At 36.0% G+C, this 22,442-nt stretch carries 17 protein-coding genes; 4 read left to right on the top strand and 13 right to left on the bottom strand.

Annotated features, from left to right (window positions below; translation table 11 throughout):
• Nucleotides 1-7 precede the first annotated feature (7 nt).
• The 4 genes from L0B70_RS10895 to L0B70_RS10885 form a co-directional block, all read right to left on the bottom strand.
• Complete coding sequence (locus L0B70_RS10895; RefSeq protein WP_235141805.1) at nucleotides 8-3,673, bottom strand: metallophosphoesterase; 3,666 nt, start codon at nucleotides 3,671-3,673, stop codon at nucleotides 8-10.
• An 88-nt stretch (nucleotides 3,674-3,761) separates the two neighbouring features.
• Nucleotides 3,762-4,190, bottom strand: a complete 429-nt coding sequence (locus tag L0B70_RS13485) for a Pycsar system effector family protein (RefSeq protein ID WP_311195384.1) — start codon at nucleotides 4,188-4,190, stop codon at nucleotides 3,762-3,764.
• A gap of 117 nt (nucleotides 4,191-4,307) precedes the next feature.
• On the bottom strand, nucleotides 4,308-4,922 hold the full coding sequence (locus L0B70_RS13480; RefSeq protein WP_311195383.1) for an HD domain-containing protein: 615 nt from the start codon (nucleotides 4,920-4,922) through the stop codon (nucleotides 4,308-4,310).
• Nucleotides 4,855-7,215 carry a GAF domain-containing protein gene (locus L0B70_RS10885; RefSeq protein ID WP_235141804.1) on the bottom strand — a complete coding sequence of 787 codons (2,361 nt, stop codon included), beginning with the start codon at nucleotides 7,213-7,215 and terminating at the stop codon, nucleotides 4,855-4,857. The genes L0B70_RS13480 and L0B70_RS10885 overlap by 68 nt, the downstream gene beginning before the upstream one ends.
• Nucleotides 7,216-7,614: 399 nt before the next feature.
• Between L0B70_RS10885 and L0B70_RS10880 the strand changes: the two genes are divergently transcribed.
• The 4 genes from L0B70_RS10880 to L0B70_RS10865 all read left to right on the top strand — a co-directional run bounded on the left by L0B70_RS10880 (nucleotide 7,615) and on the right by L0B70_RS10865 (nucleotide 10,220).
• A complete protein-coding gene (locus L0B70_RS10880; RefSeq protein WP_235141803.1) occupies nucleotides 7,615-8,019 on the top strand; it encodes an OsmC family protein in 405 nt (134 codons plus the stop codon).
• Between the two features lie 692 nt (nucleotides 8,020-8,711).
• Nucleotides 8,712-8,921 carry a helix-turn-helix domain-containing protein gene (locus tag L0B70_RS10875; RefSeq protein WP_076387880.1) on the top strand — a complete coding sequence of 70 codons (210 nt, stop codon included), beginning with the start codon at nucleotides 8,712-8,714 and terminating at the stop codon, nucleotides 8,919-8,921.
• Nucleotides 8,921-9,256, top strand: a complete 336-nt coding sequence (locus tag L0B70_RS10870; RefSeq protein WP_076387882.1) for a HipA N-terminal domain-containing protein — start codon at nucleotides 8,921-8,923, stop codon at nucleotides 9,254-9,256. The genes L0B70_RS10875 and L0B70_RS10870 overlap by 1 nt, the downstream gene beginning before the upstream one ends.
• Entirely contained in the window at nucleotides 9,228-10,220 is a 993-nt protein-coding gene (locus L0B70_RS10865; RefSeq protein WP_311195382.1) for a HipA domain-containing protein, read from the top strand. The genes L0B70_RS10870 and L0B70_RS10865 overlap by 29 nt, the downstream gene beginning before the upstream one ends.
• A gap of 123 nt (nucleotides 10,221-10,343) precedes the next feature.
• Here L0B70_RS10865 and L0B70_RS10860 read toward each other — a convergent pair whose 3' ends face one another.
• From L0B70_RS10860 to L0B70_RS10820, 9 genes are all read right to left on the bottom strand, one after another.
• Nucleotides 10,344-10,598 carry a hypothetical protein gene (locus L0B70_RS10860; protein WP_076387884.1) on the bottom strand — a complete coding sequence of 85 codons (255 nt, stop codon included), beginning with the start codon at nucleotides 10,596-10,598 and terminating at the stop codon, nucleotides 10,344-10,346.
• 265 nt (nucleotides 10,599-10,863) lie between these two features.
• Nucleotides 10,864-11,490: a trans-aconitate 2-methyltransferase gene (locus tag L0B70_RS10855; RefSeq protein ID WP_076387886.1), complete on the bottom strand. Its 627-nt coding sequence runs from the start codon at nucleotides 11,488-11,490 to the stop codon at nucleotides 10,864-10,866.
• A 662-nt stretch (nucleotides 11,491-12,152) separates the two neighbouring features.
• A complete protein-coding gene (locus tag L0B70_RS10850) occupies nucleotides 12,153-12,359 on the bottom strand; it encodes a GDCCVxC domain-containing (seleno)protein (protein WP_076387888.1) in 207 nt (68 codons plus the stop codon).
• Between the two features lies 1 nt (nucleotide 12,360).
• A complete protein-coding gene (merTP, locus tag L0B70_RS10845; RefSeq protein ID WP_076387890.1) occupies nucleotides 12,361-12,960 on the bottom strand; it encodes a mercuric transport protein MerTP in 600 nt (199 codons plus the stop codon).
• Nucleotides 12,957-13,331, bottom strand: coding sequence for a metalloregulator ArsR/SmtB family transcription factor (locus L0B70_RS10840; RefSeq protein ID WP_076387892.1), 375 nt, complete (start codon nucleotides 13,329-13,331; stop codon nucleotides 12,957-12,959). Before L0B70_RS10840 ends, merTP begins: the two co-directional genes overlap by 4 nt.
• Nucleotides 13,332-13,419: 88 nt before the next feature.
• Nucleotides 13,420-15,378, bottom strand: a complete 1,959-nt coding sequence (locus tag L0B70_RS10835) for a heavy metal translocating P-type ATPase (protein WP_235141802.1) — start codon at nucleotides 15,376-15,378, stop codon at nucleotides 13,420-13,422.
• 142 nt (nucleotides 15,379-15,520) lie between these two features.
• Nucleotides 15,521-16,243, bottom strand: a complete 723-nt coding sequence (locus L0B70_RS10830; RefSeq protein WP_076387896.1) for a ZIP family metal transporter — start codon at nucleotides 16,241-16,243, stop codon at nucleotides 15,521-15,523.
• 87 nt (nucleotides 16,244-16,330) lie between these two features.
• Complete coding sequence (locus L0B70_RS10825) at nucleotides 16,331-17,527, bottom strand: efflux RND transporter periplasmic adaptor subunit (RefSeq protein WP_235141801.1); 1,197 nt, start codon at nucleotides 17,525-17,527, stop codon at nucleotides 16,331-16,333.
• Nucleotides 17,528-17,550: 23 nt separating this feature from the next.
• A complete protein-coding gene (locus L0B70_RS10820; RefSeq protein ID WP_235141800.1) occupies nucleotides 17,551-21,948 on the bottom strand; it encodes a CusA/CzcA family heavy metal efflux RND transporter in 4,398 nt (1,465 codons plus the stop codon).
• Nucleotides 21,949-22,442 lie beyond the last annotated feature (494 nt).

Below are 22,442 nucleotides of genomic sequence, written 5' to 3'. Positions count from 1 at the left end.
TTTTAATTTAAAATTGGAAACCCAGGGAAAAAGCCAGTCTCAAGCCATCGCTAGAATTAAATAATCCTAAATTGGCACTTAACAGATCAGCTCCATTTACAAAAATTCCGCCACCGTAGGAATTGTTCCATTTGCCGGAATGTTCGCCTTTCAGCCAAATCCTTCCATAATCGAAACCCCCATAAACACCAAGTTTTACTGGAATAATATTCGTCTTCATGCTGTTAAAAGTATAGCGAATGTCTGTGTTTTGGAATAATGATTTTTGTCCCGAAAACCTCTGATTTCTAAAACCTCGCAATCCATCATTTCCACCGATGGAAGCGGCCTGATAAAACTCAAAATGATCATTAAAGATCAGATGACTTTTAACCTGCGTCGCGAGTACCAGTTTCCCGGACGGAATTAAAGAATGTGTAAAACTTACTTCCGGAATTAGATAAACGAAATTGCGTTTGGTATCTTCTAAACTGGTTTTAAAACCAACTTCCACAGCGGTTTTCATGCCAATTGTGGGAAAAACTTTATGATCATAATTCTCAAATTCAAATTTAGAATGGATACCGGCAAACTGATTGCTTTCAAAGATAGATTGAGGGATTTCGGTCGTATTAGCGACAAACCGACCGACAGTTTTGTCTACCTCAACGGCTTTGTAAGAAGCCCCAAAAGCAACTTGAGCGCCTCCAAACGCTCTGTACATGAGAGAAGGCGCGATACCATATTCTTTAATTCTCACGCGGTGATAATCTTCGCCTAGACTTTCTTCTAAATTTTTAGTTTCATTACCATATCCAAAAAAGTTTTGGGTGAAATTAGCACTCTGGAAATTAGATGCAATTAAAAGATTCATGCGTCCAATGACGTTTGCAAATTCGCCTTTATAAGTGAGTTCATAACCGCTCGTTGCAAAATAATAAGCCCCTTTAAAATGATGTTTGGACGTAAAAGGATTTCTCTCGAACCCAAAAGAGGTGAAAATTAAATTTCCGCCCACTTTCAAACCATCATCCGGATTTGCGCCCACCAATAAACTGGTTTCTGTGGTATTTGTTTTGAGTTTTCGGTAATCGTAGTTGTTCAGATTATATTCATCGCTCAATTTTACGTTGGCATTTTTCGCCTGATTTATGTTGTTGTTTTTGCTTTTGTAATCATAGATATACACTTTTCGGCCGTCTTCTACTTTAAACTCGTCGTTGTTTTGTCCGCCGATGAGGCGAATTTTAATTTTTTTGGTAGTTCCCGTCACTTCAAAAGTGTCATCGTCATCTAGTCCGTAAACCCAAATTTCTTTGGTCAGTTTTGGATCATAAATTTTATGAAGAAAAAGTTCAGTGCTGTCTTTCTTTTTGCGTAAAAGAGAAAGTTCCACATTTCCGTTTTCGTGGTTTTCAATTTTAACCAGATCATCTTTGTTGGTTCCCGTGATGACGCCGTATTTATTGATGACTTGAAAATAGTCATCGGAGATCTTCTGTAAATTTTCCTTTCGGGCTTTCAACGTTTTTTTGATGAAAGCAACGGATTCATTCTGGGCTTCTTTTGGGATTTGGTTAAAGGCTTTTTCAATCACTTCAACCGTCAGATTATTTTGAATCAACCGAACCTGTTCATCCCAAACTTTTTTGTCGGAAGTTCGCATAAAGGCCATGTCCAAAGGATAAGGTTCTACATTGAAACCTTTAACATTTTTTAAATCATCGCTGTATTTTTTTAATAATTCAGCAGCGGGAAAAAATTCAGTGGCTGCACCCATGATTAAACCGTCCGACATTTTAGAAAAAGCCTGATCTCGGTCTCTCGGTAAGGCTTTGTAAACGATCTTTCCATTTTCTTTAAATTCCAACCAGCGCCACTGATCCTGATGGCGGTCCCAGTCATTGATTAGCATATCAAACAATCTGGATCGGATGTAAACCGTTTCATCAATTGAAAAACTTTCGTCGGAATGCAGTTTTTTCAGCACATCGGTGGTACTGATAATGTTTCCCGTAAAGTTTTTTTCTTTGAGCGCTAAATTTCCATCGGAGGCTTGTTCTTCAATGATATACAACTCATCGCCAAATTCAGAATTGTAATCTCCCAAGGCTTTTTGTTTTGGAATATAATATAATTTGGGGTTCAAATGATAAATCCCGATCGGATCCGAAAGCGCCGGAATTACTAAGGGTGCAAATGGATGCGACCCCGTAAAAATATCCATAACGAGTTTTTCCGTGGCGGTATTTTTAAATTGAGGCTCTATGTATTGGTCTTTAAAAAGCAGCGACTGTAAATATTGGGTCGCATTTTTTTTCACCGCGCGCATCACATATTGTTTGCCGTCTTTGGTTTCCAGACGAAGAGTTTTGGACTGATTGCCGCCGCCTTTTCTTACGGGTTTTAAGCCGCCAAAAAGTGTTTCCAGATCAGCGGTTTCAGCAGCTACTGGAATACCATAACTTTCACGGTATCGTTTTCCCCATAAAAATTGGTAAACACCAGATTTTTCTGTCGCTTTGGGATCATAAACTGAACTTTTCATTTCAGCCGGAAACTGCGGATCGAAATTGAATTGGCGCGCCGTGTTATCCGGTTTTAAAACTTGCTGCTGATAAACCGTTTTACCATTATTACTATCAATAAATCTTAAAAATGATGAACCATCCTCGAAAACATCGAGAATCCCATAACCATTAACACCATAAGAAAACTGACCGCCTTTCACATTTCGGGTTGGATTTAATTTTGATCCGGAACCGCTGATGATTTGCGGGATCTGATCATTAATAATATACTGTAAATTATGGTCGTGCCCGGAAACGAAAATCACATTATCATTCTGCTGTGCCGCGGCAATGAGGTATTTGCTTAATTCGTTATAAAATTTATTTTCGATATCCGTATTGGAAATTCCGGTTGTTTCTCGCAGTAAATTTTTCAAACTTCCTAATATCGGTGCGGGAGTCATGTGACTTTTAAAAGAATATTGACCGCCGTGAGATCCATTGGTAAAAACAGGATGATGCAGTGCAATGATGGTTGTTTTTCCGCGGTTTTTTTTAATTTCATCCCGAAATTCATCCAGAAAATCCGCTCTGGTTTTGATGTCGCAATTATCGTTGATGGTGGGTTGGCGATCCCAATTCGTGATATACCACTGCGAATCTACCGTAAGTAAAACGACGTCTTCGCTGATCTTTACTTTATCGATAGGGCATCCGTTTTTTGGCAGGAAAGATTTTTTGCCCAGTTGCTCTTCTACAAAATCCTGTTCCCGTTTCAATCCAACGACGCCATTGCTGTACCAATCATGATTTCCCGGAATAAACAGTGTTTTTCCTTTAAAAGAAGCAGCCAGATCGATTTGATTTTGAATATTTTGTTCCGCATCTTTTCGGTTTTTATCCTCTTTTTTAGGCATTCCGGAGGGGTAAATATTGTCACCCAAAAAAATCAGCGTACTGTTTTCTGAGGCAGCATTTAAATGATCGACCAATGCATTGGAGTTGTTAACAGTGTCTTTTACCAAACCCAATCCTGCATCACCCAACAGAAAGAACGTATGGACCGGTTTTTTATCCGCCGGATATTTTTCTTCTTTGTAATCCTTACTGTATTGCGGTTTGAAGGTCGCACAGGATTGTACAGCAAAAAGTAAAAAGGCGGTATACAAGAAAAATTTGATCATAAGCGTTTTATTTATCTTAGGGCAAAAGCAATCAAATAAGCCAGTACAGAAATGATAATACCGACCATAAATACATTATAAGTATTTCTCAACAACCGATATTTTTTTCCAAGACAATTCCGAGGTGATAGAGGTCTTTGATCATAGAATTGTAAATATATTCCCGGTCTTTCATCAACTCGTTCATAGCCCAGTTGTAATCTTCGTACGGCATTTTGTAAAAGTTTCCAAAAAACAATAGATTCACCTTCTTCTCTTCGACTTCGTTCCTGCTGAAACTTCCTTTGGTGACTCGTGGTCTGGTTGCCAAGATTGCAAAAATAATAGACACCAAACTGCTGACAATCAACACCAATGTAGGAATAATCAGATGAGAATTACTTGGACTGTCCAGTTTCGGCACAATCGTAGAAAGTGAAACCGAGATGATAATCGCATTCACCGAAAGAATGATGTTTGCCTTATTATCGACAAAGCGGCTCAGGTTATTATGGTTGCTCAGCGTCGTTCGAAACATGGTCTCTACGCCGCGTTCCAGCCGCTCCGGCTTGGGATCTTTGTTTTTCTTTTTTTATCTTTTTCTTTTGGAAGTGCACTTTCTACTGGTTCACTTGCCGGTATATTTTCATCCATTTTAGGCTTGGTTTAATAGTTTTTGTTCAATTAATTTTAAGTTTTCTTCTTTTAGCTGTTGCCAGTTTTCCCGGGCAAATTTAGTGTAATATTGATGTTTTTTTAGAAACTCAACATTCAGTTTGTACCAATCGATATCGCAGTAGGATTGTTCCGTACAAGTCGCCCACTCTTCACGCAGACTACCCAAAACATTAGGATAATTTTCATGAGCCAGATGAGCATGGTCGGCATCTTTCATTATTTTTTCGAACAGATTTTCGGGCGAATGATTAAATGTGGTCGCGCCAATCAACGCACTTACTTTCTGCTGAATTTCATCAGAAGCATTTTGATCTTCTAAAAATTCCAATGCAATCTCTACGCTTTTCTGTTCATGGTCTTTGTCGCCTTCTACATATCCCGCATCATGAAACCAACCGGCCAGCAAAAGAATTTCAGTCATTTGTGCATCCGTTTTTTCCTGTTCACACAGGGTTCCTATCGCCCGCACCACATTTTGGGTATGTTCCAGATTATGATAGACATATTTGCAGTCTAATCTTTCTTTAAATAAGTCTGTAATAAATTTCTTGGCTTCGATAAGTAAAGAATTGTCGGTATGTTTTACCTTCACTCGCAAAGCTTTTAAGCCGGATATTCCCCTGCAGATCCTCCACTTCCAGTTTCTCAATATTATCGTCCAGCACATTTTTATGCTGCAGATATTTAATGTATTTGGTATATTCTTTTTCTTCCGAAGTACTGGAGTAAACAATGGTTATTTTTTCTTTCTGCGTGATGCGTTCGTTCGTATTTTTTACAAAGGCTTTATCAATTCTTTTTTTAACAACTTCATATCGGGCGTTGTAAGAGCCATCAACATCGAAGCGTTTTTCATCCATTCTGAAACGGATCGAAATTGGGGAAGAGAAAACCAAAATCAAAGAAGTCACATCCAAAGTGTAGGGCAAAGTCGTCTTTAACTGATGATGTTCCAGTTCCATTTCGCACAGTGTTTCCAGTTGCCATAACCGCAAATTACTCAGATACATTGGATTGTACGTTTCGTCCGGCGAAATAGAGGCGCCGATGTATAAATTATGTTCTACGCCGTCGGTTTTGAACCGTTCGTAATAATGCGGGAATATTTTCTGAGCCTGCTGTTGTTTTTCATCCAGGATCGCCGCCAGATTTTTGTTGATGCTCATAATGGTATCATCAAAATCTTTTCGGGTCTCATAAAACATGCCGGTTTTCACATCCAGTTTCTGGAAATAAGCATTGATTAATTCCTCTGATTTTTTATTTAAAGACGTATTCTTTAAAAAGGAATGAATTTCATTTTCAATATAATGATGAACAATTTGCTCAAAATTATTTTTAAAGCTGTGGTCGATCTCCACTAGAAAACTTTGCAATTCGAACTTTTTCTGCTCGATGACCACGATTTTCCTTTCGAAATTCAGCGTTTCCAGGATGTCGATTAGTTGGTGGAGTTGTTCCTTAAGGTCATTGATAATGGCAGCATTACGGTTTTCCGATGAACCTTTAATATCAATTTGGCCGTACAAAGGATACACCTCTTTGAACACAATTTCTTTGAAGGTATAATTCTGACGGAACTGGTCGGAATAAAAATAATTTTTAGCTTCTTTTTTAAATTTCCAGTAAACACTGGGATGGATCGCGGTGTATTCGCGCTGGATAATCGCTTCAAGCTGATTCATCATCGCGCTTTGATTTTTCTCAATGGTGTCGGAAAGATAAGGAAGTACAAGCTCCAGTTTATTGGCGTTCACCGAGTTTAAAGCGCGTGGTGTCGGCGATGCCAGTTCAATTAAGCCTAATAATTTCTCGCCTTTTCGCACAGGCGCGAGTAAAAAACTTTCGATTCCGAGGTGGAGTAAATTAGCCGAAAAACGATCGTTTACACGCGTGTTCGAATATTCACTTACTTCCGGAATCACAAAATGTTGATTATTTTCGATCAGACTTTCGTAAGAGCAACCGCACAACGCATTTTTGCAGTCCGCTTCTTTATCGTTGAGAAGGATAAAACTCCGCAGATCTCCGTTCTTAAAATTGGGTTTTACAAACCGGTCATCATCTTCATCGTATAAGGTCAGGCCAATTCGTAGATCCGGAATATTAAATACGGACCGGAAAATAGATTCAAAAGTTTCGCTGAGTTTTTCTTTGTCGAGATCGGGCTTTAAAAGATTTGTTTTGAGATTGGAAACCGCACTTTCAATGGTAACATCCACCAAAGTCATGATCGCAAAACCTTTCAGAATCCAGGAACTCTCAGGGAAAGCGGTTTTCCAAAGCTCCAGATCGTCGTAATGATCAACCAAATTATCGATTTCCTTTTGAGTTAAAGGCGGCATTTTGTCCGTCGGAAAAATCTCCAGAAAATCCGCGTTGTACAAAATGCGGTAATGTTTTACGATCTCATTTTCATCTTCAATATCGAAGAACAAAGGTTTCCCAAAATCGATATTCTGTTTGTAATGGCGGTTCAGAATCAGCGTGCAGTTCATGATATAAAACTGGTGTTCGCTCATATCCCGAATGCTGAAATCGGAGGACAGTTCCGCACCTTTCAATATTTTCCGAAATCGTTCGCTATAATTAAAAGTGATATCATAAAAAGGAATTGTCGCAGCCTTGATCTCATTTCGGGTGAGCGCGGTAGGAAATAGGTCTGCGAGCAAATATTTGATCAGCTCCCGGTTTTTATCGAGAAACTTTAAATCTTCAATCCCATTGACAAACTCCGGTTCATCCTTGATTTGATTTAATAAAGCCTTCGCATAATTGGCGCGGTAATCTATATTGGAAAGCGCGATTTCTTCCAAACCTTCAATCAGTTTATGAAAAGAGATCAGAATTTTGAAGGGACTTGTATATTTGTAATTATCAATCATGTTTTGTAAAAGAAATCCATTTTTATTAAACGAAAACAGTTTACAAAGATAATGTCAATTAATTAAACGTGATCTGTGAGCATCATTGATAAAAGCTTTTCCTTATCGATTTTTTATCATAGGTTAAGAAACGGCCGGTTCTTAATTGCGTATTTTTGTTTTGAAAATAACTTTAAAAAGAAAATCATGAAAACCGAATTTGAAAACATCCCGCTTGTCAAAAACGAAAAAAAGAAACGTTTTGAAATTGACGTTAATGGTCATTTTGCCTTTATCAATTATGGCGATTTTGGAAACTAGATTGCCCTGGTTCACACCGAAAAGGATTGAAAAAAAACTGATTTAAAACCAAACTCTGTTTTCACCATTTCCTGATAGTTCAAAAAAAATTAACCGATTATGACTGTAAAAGTTCTTGCCCGAATTGGCGCTGAAAAATATTATACCGAAGTTACGGCCGGCAAAAAGAGAATAATCACGGATGAGCCGCTGGATAAAGGGGGCCAGGATAAAGGTTTTAATCCGTTTGAACTGTTGGCGGCGTCACTTGCAACCTGTACTGCGGCAACTTTACGGATGTACATCGACAGAAAAGGTTGGTCCGTGCCGGAAATCGATGTTGAGGTAGATCTTGATCATTATCCTCAAACCAAAAGTACCCTGTTTACGAGAAAGATCAGTTACGGAAACGCAATTTTGGAAGCAGAACAGCAGGCAAGACTTCATTATATTGCAGATGCCTGCCCTGTTCATAAGATGCTTAAGGGAAATATTGAAATTAATACGGTATTTTTCGAAAAATAAAAATCTAAATCACCGGACATTAAAGCGCTTTATATCAGTTTAGGTTGAATTTATTTCGAAACCTACACACTTACAAGATGTTCGTTGAATGAATAAGCGATGAATACGCAATCTAATGCTAAATACTGTTCGTATTTTTTTTTCATGAACTCACCTCGGAACTCCTTTTTTTTGTACTAATTTGATATATTATAAGTACGAAAAAGCCTTTAAATACCAGTATTTAAAGGCTTTTTATATGTTTTGGTTCTTCACCAAGCGGAGAGCTAGGAACCGTCACATGCTCTTTAAATATCTCTATTCATACGCCTTTTCAAAGATTACTTCTCAGCTACTCACCTAATTACTCACCTTGAAAAAATGTTGGTTTTGATTGGTTTATTTATCAAAGTTACTTCTTTTTTCACACTTACAAAAATATCAACCTTAAATGTATTACTCTCTTTCCAAAAAAATTTAAAGCTCAAGGCAACCTAGGCGTAATTAACAAAACAACTAATTTTAATTGAATAATCGGCTTCAATGTGCAGATCACAGGATTTTATTTTTAGAAACCAATAAAAGTGCAATAAATAGCTCTTTAATGTCTAAACTGTAAAAATTTCCAAATTAAATTTAAAAAAGTGCATTAAATAACACTTATGATTTAATTATTAAAATAATGATGTATATTTGTACTTAAAGTGCAATATATGACACTAAGTAATTTAATAGTACCCATCAAAGAACGTAGAAAAATTTTAAATGTAACGCAGGAAACACTTGCGGAAATTTCTGGTGTAGGACTTCGTACCTTGAAACAATTGGAAAGCGGAAAAGGAAATCCAACGCTAGAAACATTGCAAAAAATTTGCGATGCTTTAGGTTTGGAAATTAAATTGGAAATTAAAAACATTAAATAATGAGATCCGCAAAAGTCTTATACAAAGGTCAACCAGCCGGAGTACTGAAGCAGAATGATGATGGTAGTTTCATTTTTCAATATGATCAGGATTGGCTGTTGGACACCAATAAACCTCCCATAAGCCTAACGCTCCCTAAAACACAGAAAGAATTCGTCTCTAAAGAATTATTCCCATTTTTCTACCATCTTTTGCCAGAAGGAATTAATAAAAGAATGGTTTGCCAAACTTACAAAATTGATGAATCCGATGCTTTCGGAATTCTTTTAACTACTGCAAACACAGATACAGTGGGAGCTATAACAATTGAAAGAATTAAAAATGGATCAGCATAAAATAAAATATTGTCCAGGAAAACTCACAGAAGGTTTTGATACTTACAGTCCGATTGTTTTAAAGAAAATGTTTGACGGTAAAAAAATCAGTCCTGTTCTGCCCTACACATCGCCATCAGATTCCAAAGAGCGGTCGGTATTTAATGAAAATCAACTGCATATTTCTATTTCAGGTTTTCAGGAAAAATACTCATTGCTCATCGAAAATTCAAAATTACGGTTAACGACTGAAGACGAGCGCGGACAATATATTTTGAAACCAATTTCAGACCTTCCAAAAAACAGTGAGTTTGCACCAGCAAACGAACATCTCACGATGCAAATCGCACAGCAAATTTTTAAAATAGAAACTGCGGAAAATGCTTTGACGTTCTTTGAAAATGGAAAACCCGCCTATCTTACTAAAAGATTTGATGTCAAAAAAAACGGGGAAAAATTAGCTGTTGAGGATTTTGCTTCTCTATTACAAAAATCACCTGCAACACACGGTGAACAGTACAAATACCAAGGAAATTACTTGGAACTTTTTGAAACATTGAAAAAATTTGTACCTGCCTCAAAAGTAGAAGCACCAAAACTTTTCACATTAATTCTTTTCAATTATTTATTTTCAAATGGAGATGCTCATCTAAAAAACTTTTCTCTAATAGAAACAGAGCAAGGTGATTTTAAATTAAGTCCGGCTTATGATCTACTCAACACTAAGATTCATATTGAAGTTGCTGATTTTGCTTTAAGCGACGTTCTTTTACCGAAATCCATTGCCAAAGGAAAAATAAAAGAGCAGTTTATTTTGTTGGGTCAAAAAGCTGAAATACCAGAAAAAATAATATCCAAAATTTTCAAAAATTTAACTTCTCACGAGAATGAAGTCATTGAATTGACTAGCCGTTCTTTTCTCAGTGAACAACTTAAAAGAAATTTTATACAGAGTTATCAGACGAGATTAAAGAAAATCTCTTGAAGAGAATCAATCAGATGATTTTTATTACATAGTAATTCTTTACCTAATAGCAATTTCTTAAAAATAATAACATCTACCTTTATTGTAAGCTGTTCCAAATATCAATTGAACTTTTTGAAAGTATCATGTTCTGAGAAAATCATCTTCTGGACTGTCTTTTTCTAAATCATCATATTCTTTGCTTTCACTATCAACTCCAAAAAGTTTTATCAATTTATCTGCATATCCAGTGACGTTTTTATGTTTCAATGTTTTTACCGGCTTGAGATACTCGGATGTAGAATATTTAAAGCGCAGTGATATAGTAGCGAAATAATAATTAATTTTTATTTTTTGGGCATAAAAAGGATAATACAAATATAAAGCAAATTGAAGCATCTATTATATCATATTTATCGGGTTTAACACCATCAATTTTCTACGCAAAAAGGATAGACATAATTATAATACTCCTTCATAAACGGTATAGGATTTTCCAAATGAATGACTTGTAGCGTCAATACATAGCCATACAAAGCTAAAATAATTCCCCAAAAACGCCATACCAAACAAGCTTATCTTCCTTTAACCAAAACCAAATAACCACCGCCAATCTCACAAAATCCTGCAAGTATAAAAATGGGTAAGGGTTTTAAATAAAATATCATCTATTACTATTATTTTTTTTAAATCCGCAAAATTGAAAATTCTGTGTCGTGTTAAAAGGTGTTGTATGATTTTCTGTAAAGCATTTTACGGCTTCAAAATTTTTGCTAAATGTAGCTTTCATCGTAATTTCATCGTATTGTTTTATATTTAATCCGCTGCATTTTAGAGGTCCATTTTCTGAAAATGTGCCTAATAAAAAATGACCGTTTTCTTTGATAGATTGACTTACTAAATGTGCATATTTTTGAATACTTTCATCATCTGTTACGAAATGAAAAACGGCTCTATCGTGCCAAAAGTCAAATTGTATATCGGTTTTAAATGCTGTAATATCCGAAACAATCCAATGTACCAATTTTGCTTTATCCCCTAATCGTTTTTTAGCTTTTTCTAATGCAGTAGCAGAAATATCCAATACCCAAATATTCTCATATCCTTTTTCTAAAAGTGCATCAACGAAATTACTATCGCCACCGCCAATATCAATAATAATGGTAGTTTTAGGCAAATTCAAATTTTCTAAATAATCTATTGAAGTTTTGGGATATTCTTGTGTCCAGCTCACTTCATTTGGGTTTTTGGTTGAAAATACTTTTTCCCAGTGTTGTTTATTCTGATTCATTTTTTTAATTAATAACAGAAAGGGTCATAAATGTTTTTCCATCCATAACCCTGTTCATTTTTTTATTGTTAAATGTATGCCGAAAAACCCGTAGCCAACTTAATAGACAGGATAGCATTACTACACATTTCCAACAGTTTAGGTGGTTGTTCATTTTAAAATTATTTACGTTATAATAAATCATTTAATTTTATGCTGATTCGAATAGATTAATCATAACAGTATTTAGATAGGATTAGAATGATAGTTATCTTTATCCAAATGCACCTCCATCAATGGTATGTATTAGTTTATGATCTAAAAATGTTTTAAGTGTTCTAAATAAAGTAACATTATCTGCTTTTTCGAATTGTTTTGATAAATCTTTATGACTGATCGCATACTTTTATTCTAATAATTTTTCTGCTACCAATAATGTCATTGCTATTGGTTTTTATGCCTCTTTGAACCAAAATGATTTCTATTTCTTTCATAACATTTAATTATATATTGCTCTACAGCTTACGTCAATGATTAATTATCTATTTTTTTTAATACAAACTTAGTTTGGTGAAAAACTACGAATAATGTCTATTTCGAGAATAAGAAACATTGGAGTGATTTTTAAAAAATTGATATTATATCAACTGTCGATGGTTTCTAGACCATTTGCATTCTTTTCGTTAGCAACATTTGTTGTCTTGTTGAATTGGCGGACAAGCAACTGTTCCGTAACTGCAATATACACAGCAGTCGCCTTGTTTTGGTTTAAGAACTTGTTTACAATTCTCACATTCGTAAAAATATTGGCAAGCGTCTGTCGGCATTATTTCTTCTTTCTTGTGTCCGCAGTTCGGGCAAGTGATTGTTGATTGTAATATAACTTCCATTTTAATTTTCTTTTTTGTTGGTTACAGAATATCCTGTTGAATTAATTGCTTTTTCAATTTCAGCAATGTTGGTTTTGGAATTATCAAACGCTACAACTGTTTTTCCGTTGTCGTAAGAAGTAGTTGAATTTATTATCCCTGTCAATTTATTCACTTCGTGATTTACATTTGCTTCGCAACTCGTACAAGTCATTCCGCTAATTGTAAACTCTGCTTTTTGGACATTGGATTTATCAACTACTATGATTTGTTTTTCTGTCTTTGGGTAGAAAATGCTTGAATAATATGGAAAGGCAAGCATAACAATTGCAAATACCGTTACAATTCCTAAAAACATTTTTGACTGAATGCTTTTTGGTTTTTCTTCCGTGTCGCAGTTGCAGTCAATTTGCTTTTTAGGTTTCAATTTTTGATACCAAGCAAAACCAAGCACTAAAATTGTCAAGCCGATAAAATATGGTCTGAAAGGTTCGAGCCAAGAAAAGGTTGAAGCAAGTCCGCTTGTCCCTGCAATAAGAGCCAAGATTGGTGTAATGCAACAAAGTGAAGCTGCAATAGCTGTGAAAATTCCTGTTCCGATTAGTTTGTTGTCGGTTTTCATATTGTTTCTAAAATTTTGTTTTCGTCAAGTATTTTAAAAAACGGTTTTAGCATTTTTTCATATTCTTTTGTCAAAGAGTAAAAAATGGTTTGTGCTTCTCTTTCGGTTTCAATTAGTTTTCGGTCTTTAAGTTTTCGCAAGTGTTGAGAAATTGCCGAAATTTTCATACCAAGAATGTCGCTGATGTCGCAAACACAAAGTCGTTTTTCTTCATAAAGCAGAAAGAGAATTCTCAGTCTTACATTGTTTCCCGCTAATTCAAGTCCGTTGGATAAGTAATCAAACGAATCGTTAAGCTCAGAGACTCGGCTTTTGCAACGGTTAATTTGCTTAATGTCTGCCTGTTGTCGTATGCAAGAATTATTGTCCATCGCACAAAGATAGTCAATTTGTTTATTTAAGCAAATGCTAAAATAAGGATTTATAATAAAGTGGTCAATTTTTTACTCGATGCATTCGTTAAAATTTCATCCGTTGTATCCTTACAGCGTTTAAAATTGCCAATAATGCCACACCAACATCCGCGAAAACCGCTTCCCACATTGTTGCCAAACCTCCTGCTCCTAAAACTAAAACAACGGCTTTCACGGCAAATGCCAGAATGATATTTTGCCAAACGATTTTTTTTGTCTGCTTTCCAATATTTATGGCCATTGCAATTTTACTCGGCTTATCATCCTGAATTACAACGTCCGCGGTTTCAATAGTAGCATCGCTTCCCAATCCACCCATTGCAATTCCTACGTCTGAAAGTGCGACGACCGGAGCGTCATTTACGCCATCGCCCACAAATGCTACACTCTCGCCTTTGCTTTTAATTGCTTTCAATTTTTCTACCTTATCTTCGGGCAGTAGATCTCCGAAAGCCGTATCAATCCCTAATTCTTTTGCAACAAGTTCTACGACGTTGGTTTTGTCACCGCTTAACATCGTTACTTTCACATTAAGATTATGCAGTTTAGTAACCGCCTCTTGCGCATCTTCTTTTATCGAATCTGCGATGGTCAAATAGCCGGCAAATTTATTATCATACGCAATTGCGATGGTAGTATAAACAATTGAACTTGGGTCTAAATCATATTTAATAGAAAATTTGTCTAATAATTTGAAATTACCGACTAATAATTCTTTTCCGTTTACGTTTGCTTTTAAACCGTGACCTGAAATTTCTTCTACATTCTCCAATGCTATTTTTGAATCCAATTCTCCAACAAAATTATGAATCGCAGTTGCTACCGGATGTGTACTTTGACTTTCCAATTTGTTGACCATCGCCAAAATTGTTTTTTCATCAAAATCTGGATGAATAATAACTTCCTGAACTTTGAAAACACCTTCCGTCATTGTGCCTGTTTTATCTATCACAACATTCTTTATAGTAGCAATAACGTCTAAAAAGTTGCTGCCTTTAAACAAAATACCGTTTTTACTTGCAGCGCCAATTCCTCCGAAATATCCTAGTGGAATACTAATTACCAAAGCACACGGACAACTGATTACCAAGAAAACAAGTGCTCTATACAACCACTTACTGAAGGTGTAATCCTGTACGAAAAAGAATGGAATAATTGTAATGAGAATTGCCAATAATACAACGATGGGCGTGTAGATTTTTGCAAATTTTCTAATAAATAATTCTGTGGGTGCTTTTTGTGAAGTTGCATTTTGCACCAATTCTAATATTTTGGAAAGTTTACTATCCTTGTATGCGGTAGTTACTTTCACCTGAACCACGGTGTTCAGATTGATCATTCCTGCTAAAACTATTTCGCCTTTTTCTTTAGAATCTGGTTTGCTTTCTCCTGTGAGTGCCGCTGTATTAAAAGACCCTTTTTCAGATAATAACTCGCCGTCTAAACCCAACTTTTCGCCAGATTTTAGTTGGATTATGTCGCCAATCTCTACAGATTCCGCTTTTACAGTTGTTGATTGATTATCTTTAACAACGGTAACTTCATCTGGTCTTTGGTCTAATAGTGTTTTTATATTAGTTTTTGCTCTCTGTACTGCAAGTGTTTGAAAAACTTCACCCACAGCATAGAAAAGCATCACTGCTACACCTTCAGGAAATTCTCCAATGGCGAACGCACCAATCGTAGCGATACTCATCAAAAAAAATTCTGAAAAGAAATCACTTTTTCTTATACTATCAAACGCATCTCTTAAAACTGGTAATCCCACGGGAATATACGCTGCAACATACCAGGCAATCCTTACCCATCCATTAAACCAATTTTGGGTAATCCAATTATCTAAAGCAATAGCAATTATTAATAATGTGAATGATATAATGGCGGGCAAAAACATTTGTAACGTTGTTTTGTCCGTATTATCGTGATTATGTCCAGCATCGTGGGAATGCTCTCCGGCATGTTTTTCCGTTCCAATATCCCTTAAGTTTAATTTCTTTTTTGCCATTTTTTATATTTTAATTTTTGAATATATCGTTTGTATCTTATTATAATAATTTATCAAGTTTAATTTTTGAACCTAAAAATTTTAAATTAAAATTCATTTTTTGAACTTTACGATTATGCTTATTTTTTTAATCTTAATTAATTTAAACTACCATTCCTACCAGTAGAAATATTAAAAATCCTACAAAAAACATACTCGTCTGCAAAAGTGTTTCTTTTTCTTCGTGCGCTTCTTTCAATAATTCTTCAGTTACCAAAAATAATAAAGCAGCGAGACCGAAAGACAGCACCAATTCCAGCCATTCCTGTGATAATCCTGCTAATAATGTAATTCCTAAAACGGCTCCGACAAAGAAGCAGGCACCCAAAACTAATAAAATAGTCAGGCTTTTTTGTTTTGAAAAATTTAAATCCATACAAGCCAAAACTACTGCTAATCCCAGAGAAAAAATTTCGAGAGCCAAAGCGATGGAAAGCAGAATTCCTTCGGTGCTTCCAGCCGCAAAACCAACGCCGAGAAGCACGCCATCTATTAGTAAATCGATGGCCAATGCCACCAGAAGTCCCATCGGCAAAGAATTTTTTACTGCCGATTTTTCAGCGTTTTTTTGAAATTTTTCTGAAAAATATTTTACAGCCAACATCGTCGCGATGCCCAGTCCGAAACCAATTCCCACTTCAATAGGCCTGTGATTTTTAATAATATCCGGCAGAAGTTCCACTGCAACAACTGAAAAAACCACTCCGCCCGCAAAATGCAACACAGAACTCCGAAAACCCGCGTTTGGTTTTTTAAATAATCCGGTAATCCCGCCCAATAAAATGGAAACAACTGGAATTAAGGCGTATAAATAAATTGAAATCATAAAAATATTTTGATGCTAGTTTTGGCAACTTTTTATGGAAACAAATGGTTTGTAAATAGGTTTTAAGGTTTTAAAATTATCCCAAGATTACTCCTCTTCCTCCATATTATTCATTTTAGAAAGCAGGTCATATGCCCCTTTTAAAACTACTTTATCGGATTCATTAAATTTTGCAGGCAAAGTAACCGCAGTAAAACCATTTTCGCTTACACCGGTTTGCACTTCTACCTTCCTAAAGATATATTGTTTTTCTTTTTCCTTCCCATCTTTATCTTTAGTTTTTTCTAAAGTTTTTTCTAAAATAAAAATAAAATTCTTACCTCCGGAACCTACAATTGCCGCATCTGGCAATGCTGGTGTTTCCACAGATCCAAGTTCTATGATAGCATTTACAAACATTCCCGGCAACAGATTTTGAGATACATTCTGAATTCTTGCCAAAACATCTACAGTTCTGTCTCCGTGTATATCTTTCCCTATCAGATAAACTTTAGCAGTTTTTTCCTCGGCGTCACCAGTAGCCTGAAATCGAATAATTTGACCAACTTTTATTTTTGCAACATCTTTTTCAAAAACCTGCACTTTTACCATCATATTACCTGTATTTGCAATATCTGCGACAACCTCATTAGTTCCAACATATTTTCCAATATTGGTATATACTTTTGTTACGTATCCGCTTTGTGGTGCATAAATGTTGGCGCGCGAAGATATGTTACCTCTTGCAACAGAAGCAGGATTGATGTTCGCAACCTGAAGTCTTGCCCGTAATCCGGCAACTCGTGCAGACATACTATTATACTCACTTTGCGCCCGCTGTAAAGATTTTCTGGCTGCAATATTTTCTTTTACCAGTTCTTTTTGGCGTGTAAGATCCTGTCTTAAATAAGACATCTGACTATTGCTTTCCATGTAATCCTGCTGTATCTGTAGAAATTCAGGATTTTCTATCGTTGCCACCACGGTTCCTTTTCCAATATATTTTCCTTCGATTATGTTCATGGATTTTACATGACCTCCAAAAGAAGAGGTGATACTGGTCAGATTTTGCGGTGGAACTTCAATAGCTCCAGAGGCTTTGATATAATTGGAAAGATTAGTATTGGTTATATTTCCCAATTCCATTCCCACACTTTTGTACTGCGCTTCACTAAATTCTACGCTGTTTGCATCGTGCGGAACTTCTACATTTGCCGTGACTGCTGTTTCTTCCTTTTTATCGGAATTACAGGCTGACAACATAAAACTTAAGACGATGATATATAAATATTTTGATTTACTCATGATTTTGGAACTTTAATTATTTATTATAAACCAGAAATTAATTCCAGTTCGATGGCTGTTTGATTATATTGATTTAAACTTTCGATGTATTGTTTTTGGACTTCCACGGCGTTGTTTATGGATTGACTAACCTGGTAATAATCCATTTCTCCAACCTCAAAGGCACGCTGTGATTTTGTAATAAGCAACTTTGCCTGTGGCAATGCTGTTTCCCTATAAAAATTGATCTGGATTTGCAACCGTTTTAGGTCCGAAAGCAGTGTAGAACCCCGTTGAGAAAGACTGAAAGAAAATGCATCTACTTTTGCTTCCTGTATTTGCTGGTTAATTTCTGCGGCTTTGATTTTTGCTTTTTGCGCTTTTGCAAAAATGGGTATGCTAATTCCCAATTCTACACCCTGAAATCTTTTTCCTACTCCGTAAAACTTCGAAACTCCATTTTTCTCGAAATTACCTACCAACGATTGGTTAAAATAACCGACGCTAAAATCGGGAAGTAACCTGCTTTTTTCAACTCTGATTTCTTCTTTAGCGACTTCTATCTGGCTTTTCAAAGCAAGCAAGTCTGGATTATTATTAAAAATTGCGCTCTGTGGTGATACATCTAAAAACTTTTCGATAAGCGTTGTTTCCATAATATCTTCGATGGTTTGATTTCCGGTATACCTTTTCAATTGCTCCAGATGAATTTTTATATATTCTTCCGTCTGCAATTTTTGAGAAATCGCTTCCTGCAATCTGGTATTGGCATTGTATTTTTCTAAAATATTTGTTTCACCAGTCTGAAATCTTATGTCGGCAGCACGAAGTATTTTCTCATAAAGCGCGATTAATTCCTCATTTAATGTTCTTTGTTCTTTTCTGTAGAGTAAACTATAATAAATACTTTTTACCTGATAAGTGATCTGATTTTTATAAATTCCTGCCTGCATTTTGGACGCGTTTATGTTGGCGTCTGCCAGTTCTGTTAATCTTTTCAAATAAACCGGATTCGGAATATTTTGGCTTATGGTAATATTATTATCATAAGCAATAAGACTGTTATATTGACCAAAAGTGAGATTGATATTTGTTTTGCCATAATCTCTCACAGAACCTTTTAATGCAGACTGGTATTCCTCTCCTAATTTTGCAACCCTTGTGTTTGGATTGGATTCCAGGGAAGCAGAAATTGCTGAATTCAAATCTATCGTCCCTAAAGATGAAGATGAATTTGTCGTAATTTGACCTTTAACTCCATTATTAAAACCTGAGAGTAAAAACAAAAGAATAATCGTTGCTGATCCTGCAATTTTTGTATTTTTCAACTTACGTCGGGAAGGTTTTATATTCTCCACATAAGAGTAAAGTACCGGCAAAAGTACAAGTGTAAGAAATGTTGCGGTGAACAAACCACCTATAACAACTGTTGCTAATGGTTTTTGTACTTCTCCTCCTGCTCCGGTTGCCAATGCCATAGGTAAAAATCCTAATGATGCAACGGTAGCAGTCATTAAAACCGGTCTTAATCTTATAGCAGTACCTGCGAGAATTCTTTGCTTAATATCTTTCATTCCTTGTTTTTTAAGTTGATTAAACTCTGTTATTAATACGATTCCATTTAAAACAGCCACACCAAACAAAGCAATAAAGCCTACACCAGCCGAAATACTAAAAGGTAAACCTCTTAACCAAAGGGCAAATATTCCACCTATGGCAGACATCGGGATTGCGGTGAAAATTAGTAGTGAGTATTTTAAGGAACCAAACGCAAAATAGAGCAGCAAAAGAATTAATCCCAATGCAACCGGTACGGCTATAGACAGTCTTTTGTTGGCTTCTTCCAAATTTTTAAATTGGCCACCATAAGTTATAAAATAGCCGGTCGGCATTTTTACTTTTTCGTCAATTTTTGCCTGAACGTCTTTTACTACAGAGGCAATATCTCTACCCCGAACATTAAAGCCAACAATAATTCTTCTTTTGGCATCTTCACGCTGTATTTGGTTAGGTGCCAATTGATAACTTACTTCTGCAACCTGCTCCAACGGAACCTGGTTTCCATTACTGGCAGTAACAAAGAGCCTTTTTACATCTTCAATACTTTGGCGTTCTCCTTGTTCTAACCGAACTACCAGATCAAAACGTTTTTCTCCTTCGAATACCGTTCCGGCAACACCACCAGCAAATGCAGTGTTAATAGCGTTATTTATTTCTTCAACATTTAACCCATATCGCGCGATATTATCCCGGTTCAATTTGATTGAAATTTGCGGTAGACCACTCACCTGTTCTATATATAAATCTTCTGCACCATCTATTGAGGGAATTAATCCACCTATTTTCTTCGCTAAATCTGAAAGCGTTTCTAAATCATCGCCAAAAATTTTGATACCTACATCCTGTCGTACACCAGAAATTAATTCGTTGGTCCGTAATTGTATAGGTTGCGAAAAACCGAACGTAACTCCCGGAACCTGTTCTAAAGTTTTCTGCATTTTCTCCGCTAATTCTTCCCGGGTATCTGCACTCGTCCAGTCTTTTTTAGGTTTTAATAATATCGTTATATCTGTGGCTTCTATCGGCATTGGATCTGTAGGAATCTCGGATGCTCCAATCTTGCCCACAACTTCCTTCACTTCCGGATAAGTTTTCATTAATAAACTTGATGCCTGCTCTATTTTTTCAACGGTCTGCTCCAGCGAACTTCCTACCAATAATCTTGTTTCTACAGCAAAATCTCCTTCCTCCAGCGTTGGTAGAAATTCACCTCCAAGAGAACTGAAGATAACTGCTGACAATCCGAGAAGCGCAATTGCAACAATCAAGACAGTTTTTTTAAATCGCAGTGCACCATTAATCAACGGATCATAAACGCGCTGAAATTTTTCCATCATTTTATCAGAAAAGTTCTTTTTATGACTAATATTTTTACTCAATAGAAGTGAACTGATCATCGGTACATAAGTAAGCGAAAGAATTAATGCTCCAAATATTGCAAAAGAAACCGTTTGTGCCATCGGGCGAAACATTTTGCCTTCAATTCCTACCAAAGCCAATATTGGTAAATAGACAATTAAAATAATAAGTTGACCAAACGCAGCGGAGTTCATCATTTTTTTTGCAGAACCGGAAACCTGAATATCCATTTCTGCCTGCGAAATTTTTCCTGTTTTCAACTTCCTCATGTGGTGCATGGTTGCTTCCACGATAATTACAGCACCATCCACAATAAGTCCAAAATCGATCGCCCCAAGACTCATCAAGTTTCCAGATACGCCAAAAACTTTCATCAATGCTACGGCAAATAGCATTGCTAAAGGTATAACCGAAGCCACAATTAAGCCTGAACGAATATTCCCGAGAAAAAGAACTAAAACCAATATTACAATTAACGCCCCTTCTATTAAGTTTTTTTGCACCGTACTCATGGCTCTGTCTACAAATTCACTTCTGTCCAGAAAGGGTTCTATCTCTACACCGTCAGGTAAAGTTTTCCGTATTTGGTCTATTTTATCCTTTACTCGTCCAACTACTTCAGAAGCATTATTATCTTTTAATAGCATTACAATTCCGCCGACCGCTTCTTTGTCATTTCTGGTAAGTGCACCGTATCGGGTAGCAGTCCCAAACTGAACTTTTGCAACATCTCTGATGGTAATAGGCAGACCACTCTCCGAATTTTTAACTACAATCCTTTCAATATCTCCAAGACTTGTGATCAAGCCCTGGCTTCTGATAAAATAGGCATTGGGTTTTTTATCAATATATGAACCACCGGTATTCTGATTATTTTTTTCCAATGCTGTGAAAACATCCGAAATAGATAAATTGTAACTCCGTAATTGATTAATATTTAGTGCAATTTCATACTGTTTCAAAAAACCTCCGAAACTATTTACTTCCGCAATTCCAGGCGTACCCAATAATTGTTTTCGAATAATCCAGTCTTGTATGGTTCGCAGTTTTGTAGCATCGTATTTATCCTCAAAGCCGGGTTTAGCATGAACCGTATATTGGTAAATTTCACCTAAACCAGTAGAAACCGGTGCCATTTCAGGATTACCAAGTCCTGCAGGAATGGAACTTTTTGCTTCAGGAAGCCGTTCAGAGACTTGCTGGCGTGCCCAGTAAATATCTATGTCATCATGAAAAATAATGGTTACAACAGATAAACCAAAGCGGGAAATAGATCGCACTTCCTGAATTTCAGGAATAGTAGACATTGTCTGTTCTATAGGATAAGAAATAAACTGTTCTATTTCCTGTGTTGCCAGTGATGGACTTAATGTTATTACCTGTACCTGATTATTTGTAATATCTGGTACGGCATCTATAGGAAGGGTTCGAAGGGACATGACGCCCCAAATAATGAGCGCAATAGTGAAAATTCCGATCACCAATTTATTATTGATGGAGAATTCAATGATTTTATTTAGCATTGATAAAGAAAATTAGATTAAAGTAAAATTTAGATAATAAAAAGTACGCGTTCGCAGAAAAGCAAAACCGTAAATTTTATTTAATAATACTAACCTAATTGAGGCGGTTGCCATATACTGCCGAAATAGTTGGAGTATGGGTTTGGAATATGAAAAAATTCTGATGAATAGAATTCGTTTGAAAAATGACCAATAAAGTTTGCAGGAATTTGTTGATATACTACAACATTCCTACCACAGCAACTGCACATACAAAAAGACGAACAAAAATCGTCTTTATGTTTTTGTGAATGTTCGTTCTGTACTTTTTCAATTTTAGTAGTAACCACCTCAAAAGTGCTTTGTTCATTATCCGAACAAGGCATACAAAATAGCACGGCTAAATAAATTGTTAATATATAATTGAAAATCTTCACCTTTGCAAAGTTAAATAAAAAATTGCTACCGGAAATTATATTATTCTTGATTTTTCGACAATCCGAAAAAGAGTAAAT

It is taken from the genome of Kaistella sp. 97-N-M2, from assembly GCF_021513235.1.
In the GTDB taxonomy this organism is placed as follows: Bacteria; Bacteroidota; Bacteroidia; order Flavobacteriales; family Weeksellaceae; genus Kaistella.
This window is presented reverse-complemented; position numbering and strand designations above follow the sequence as displayed.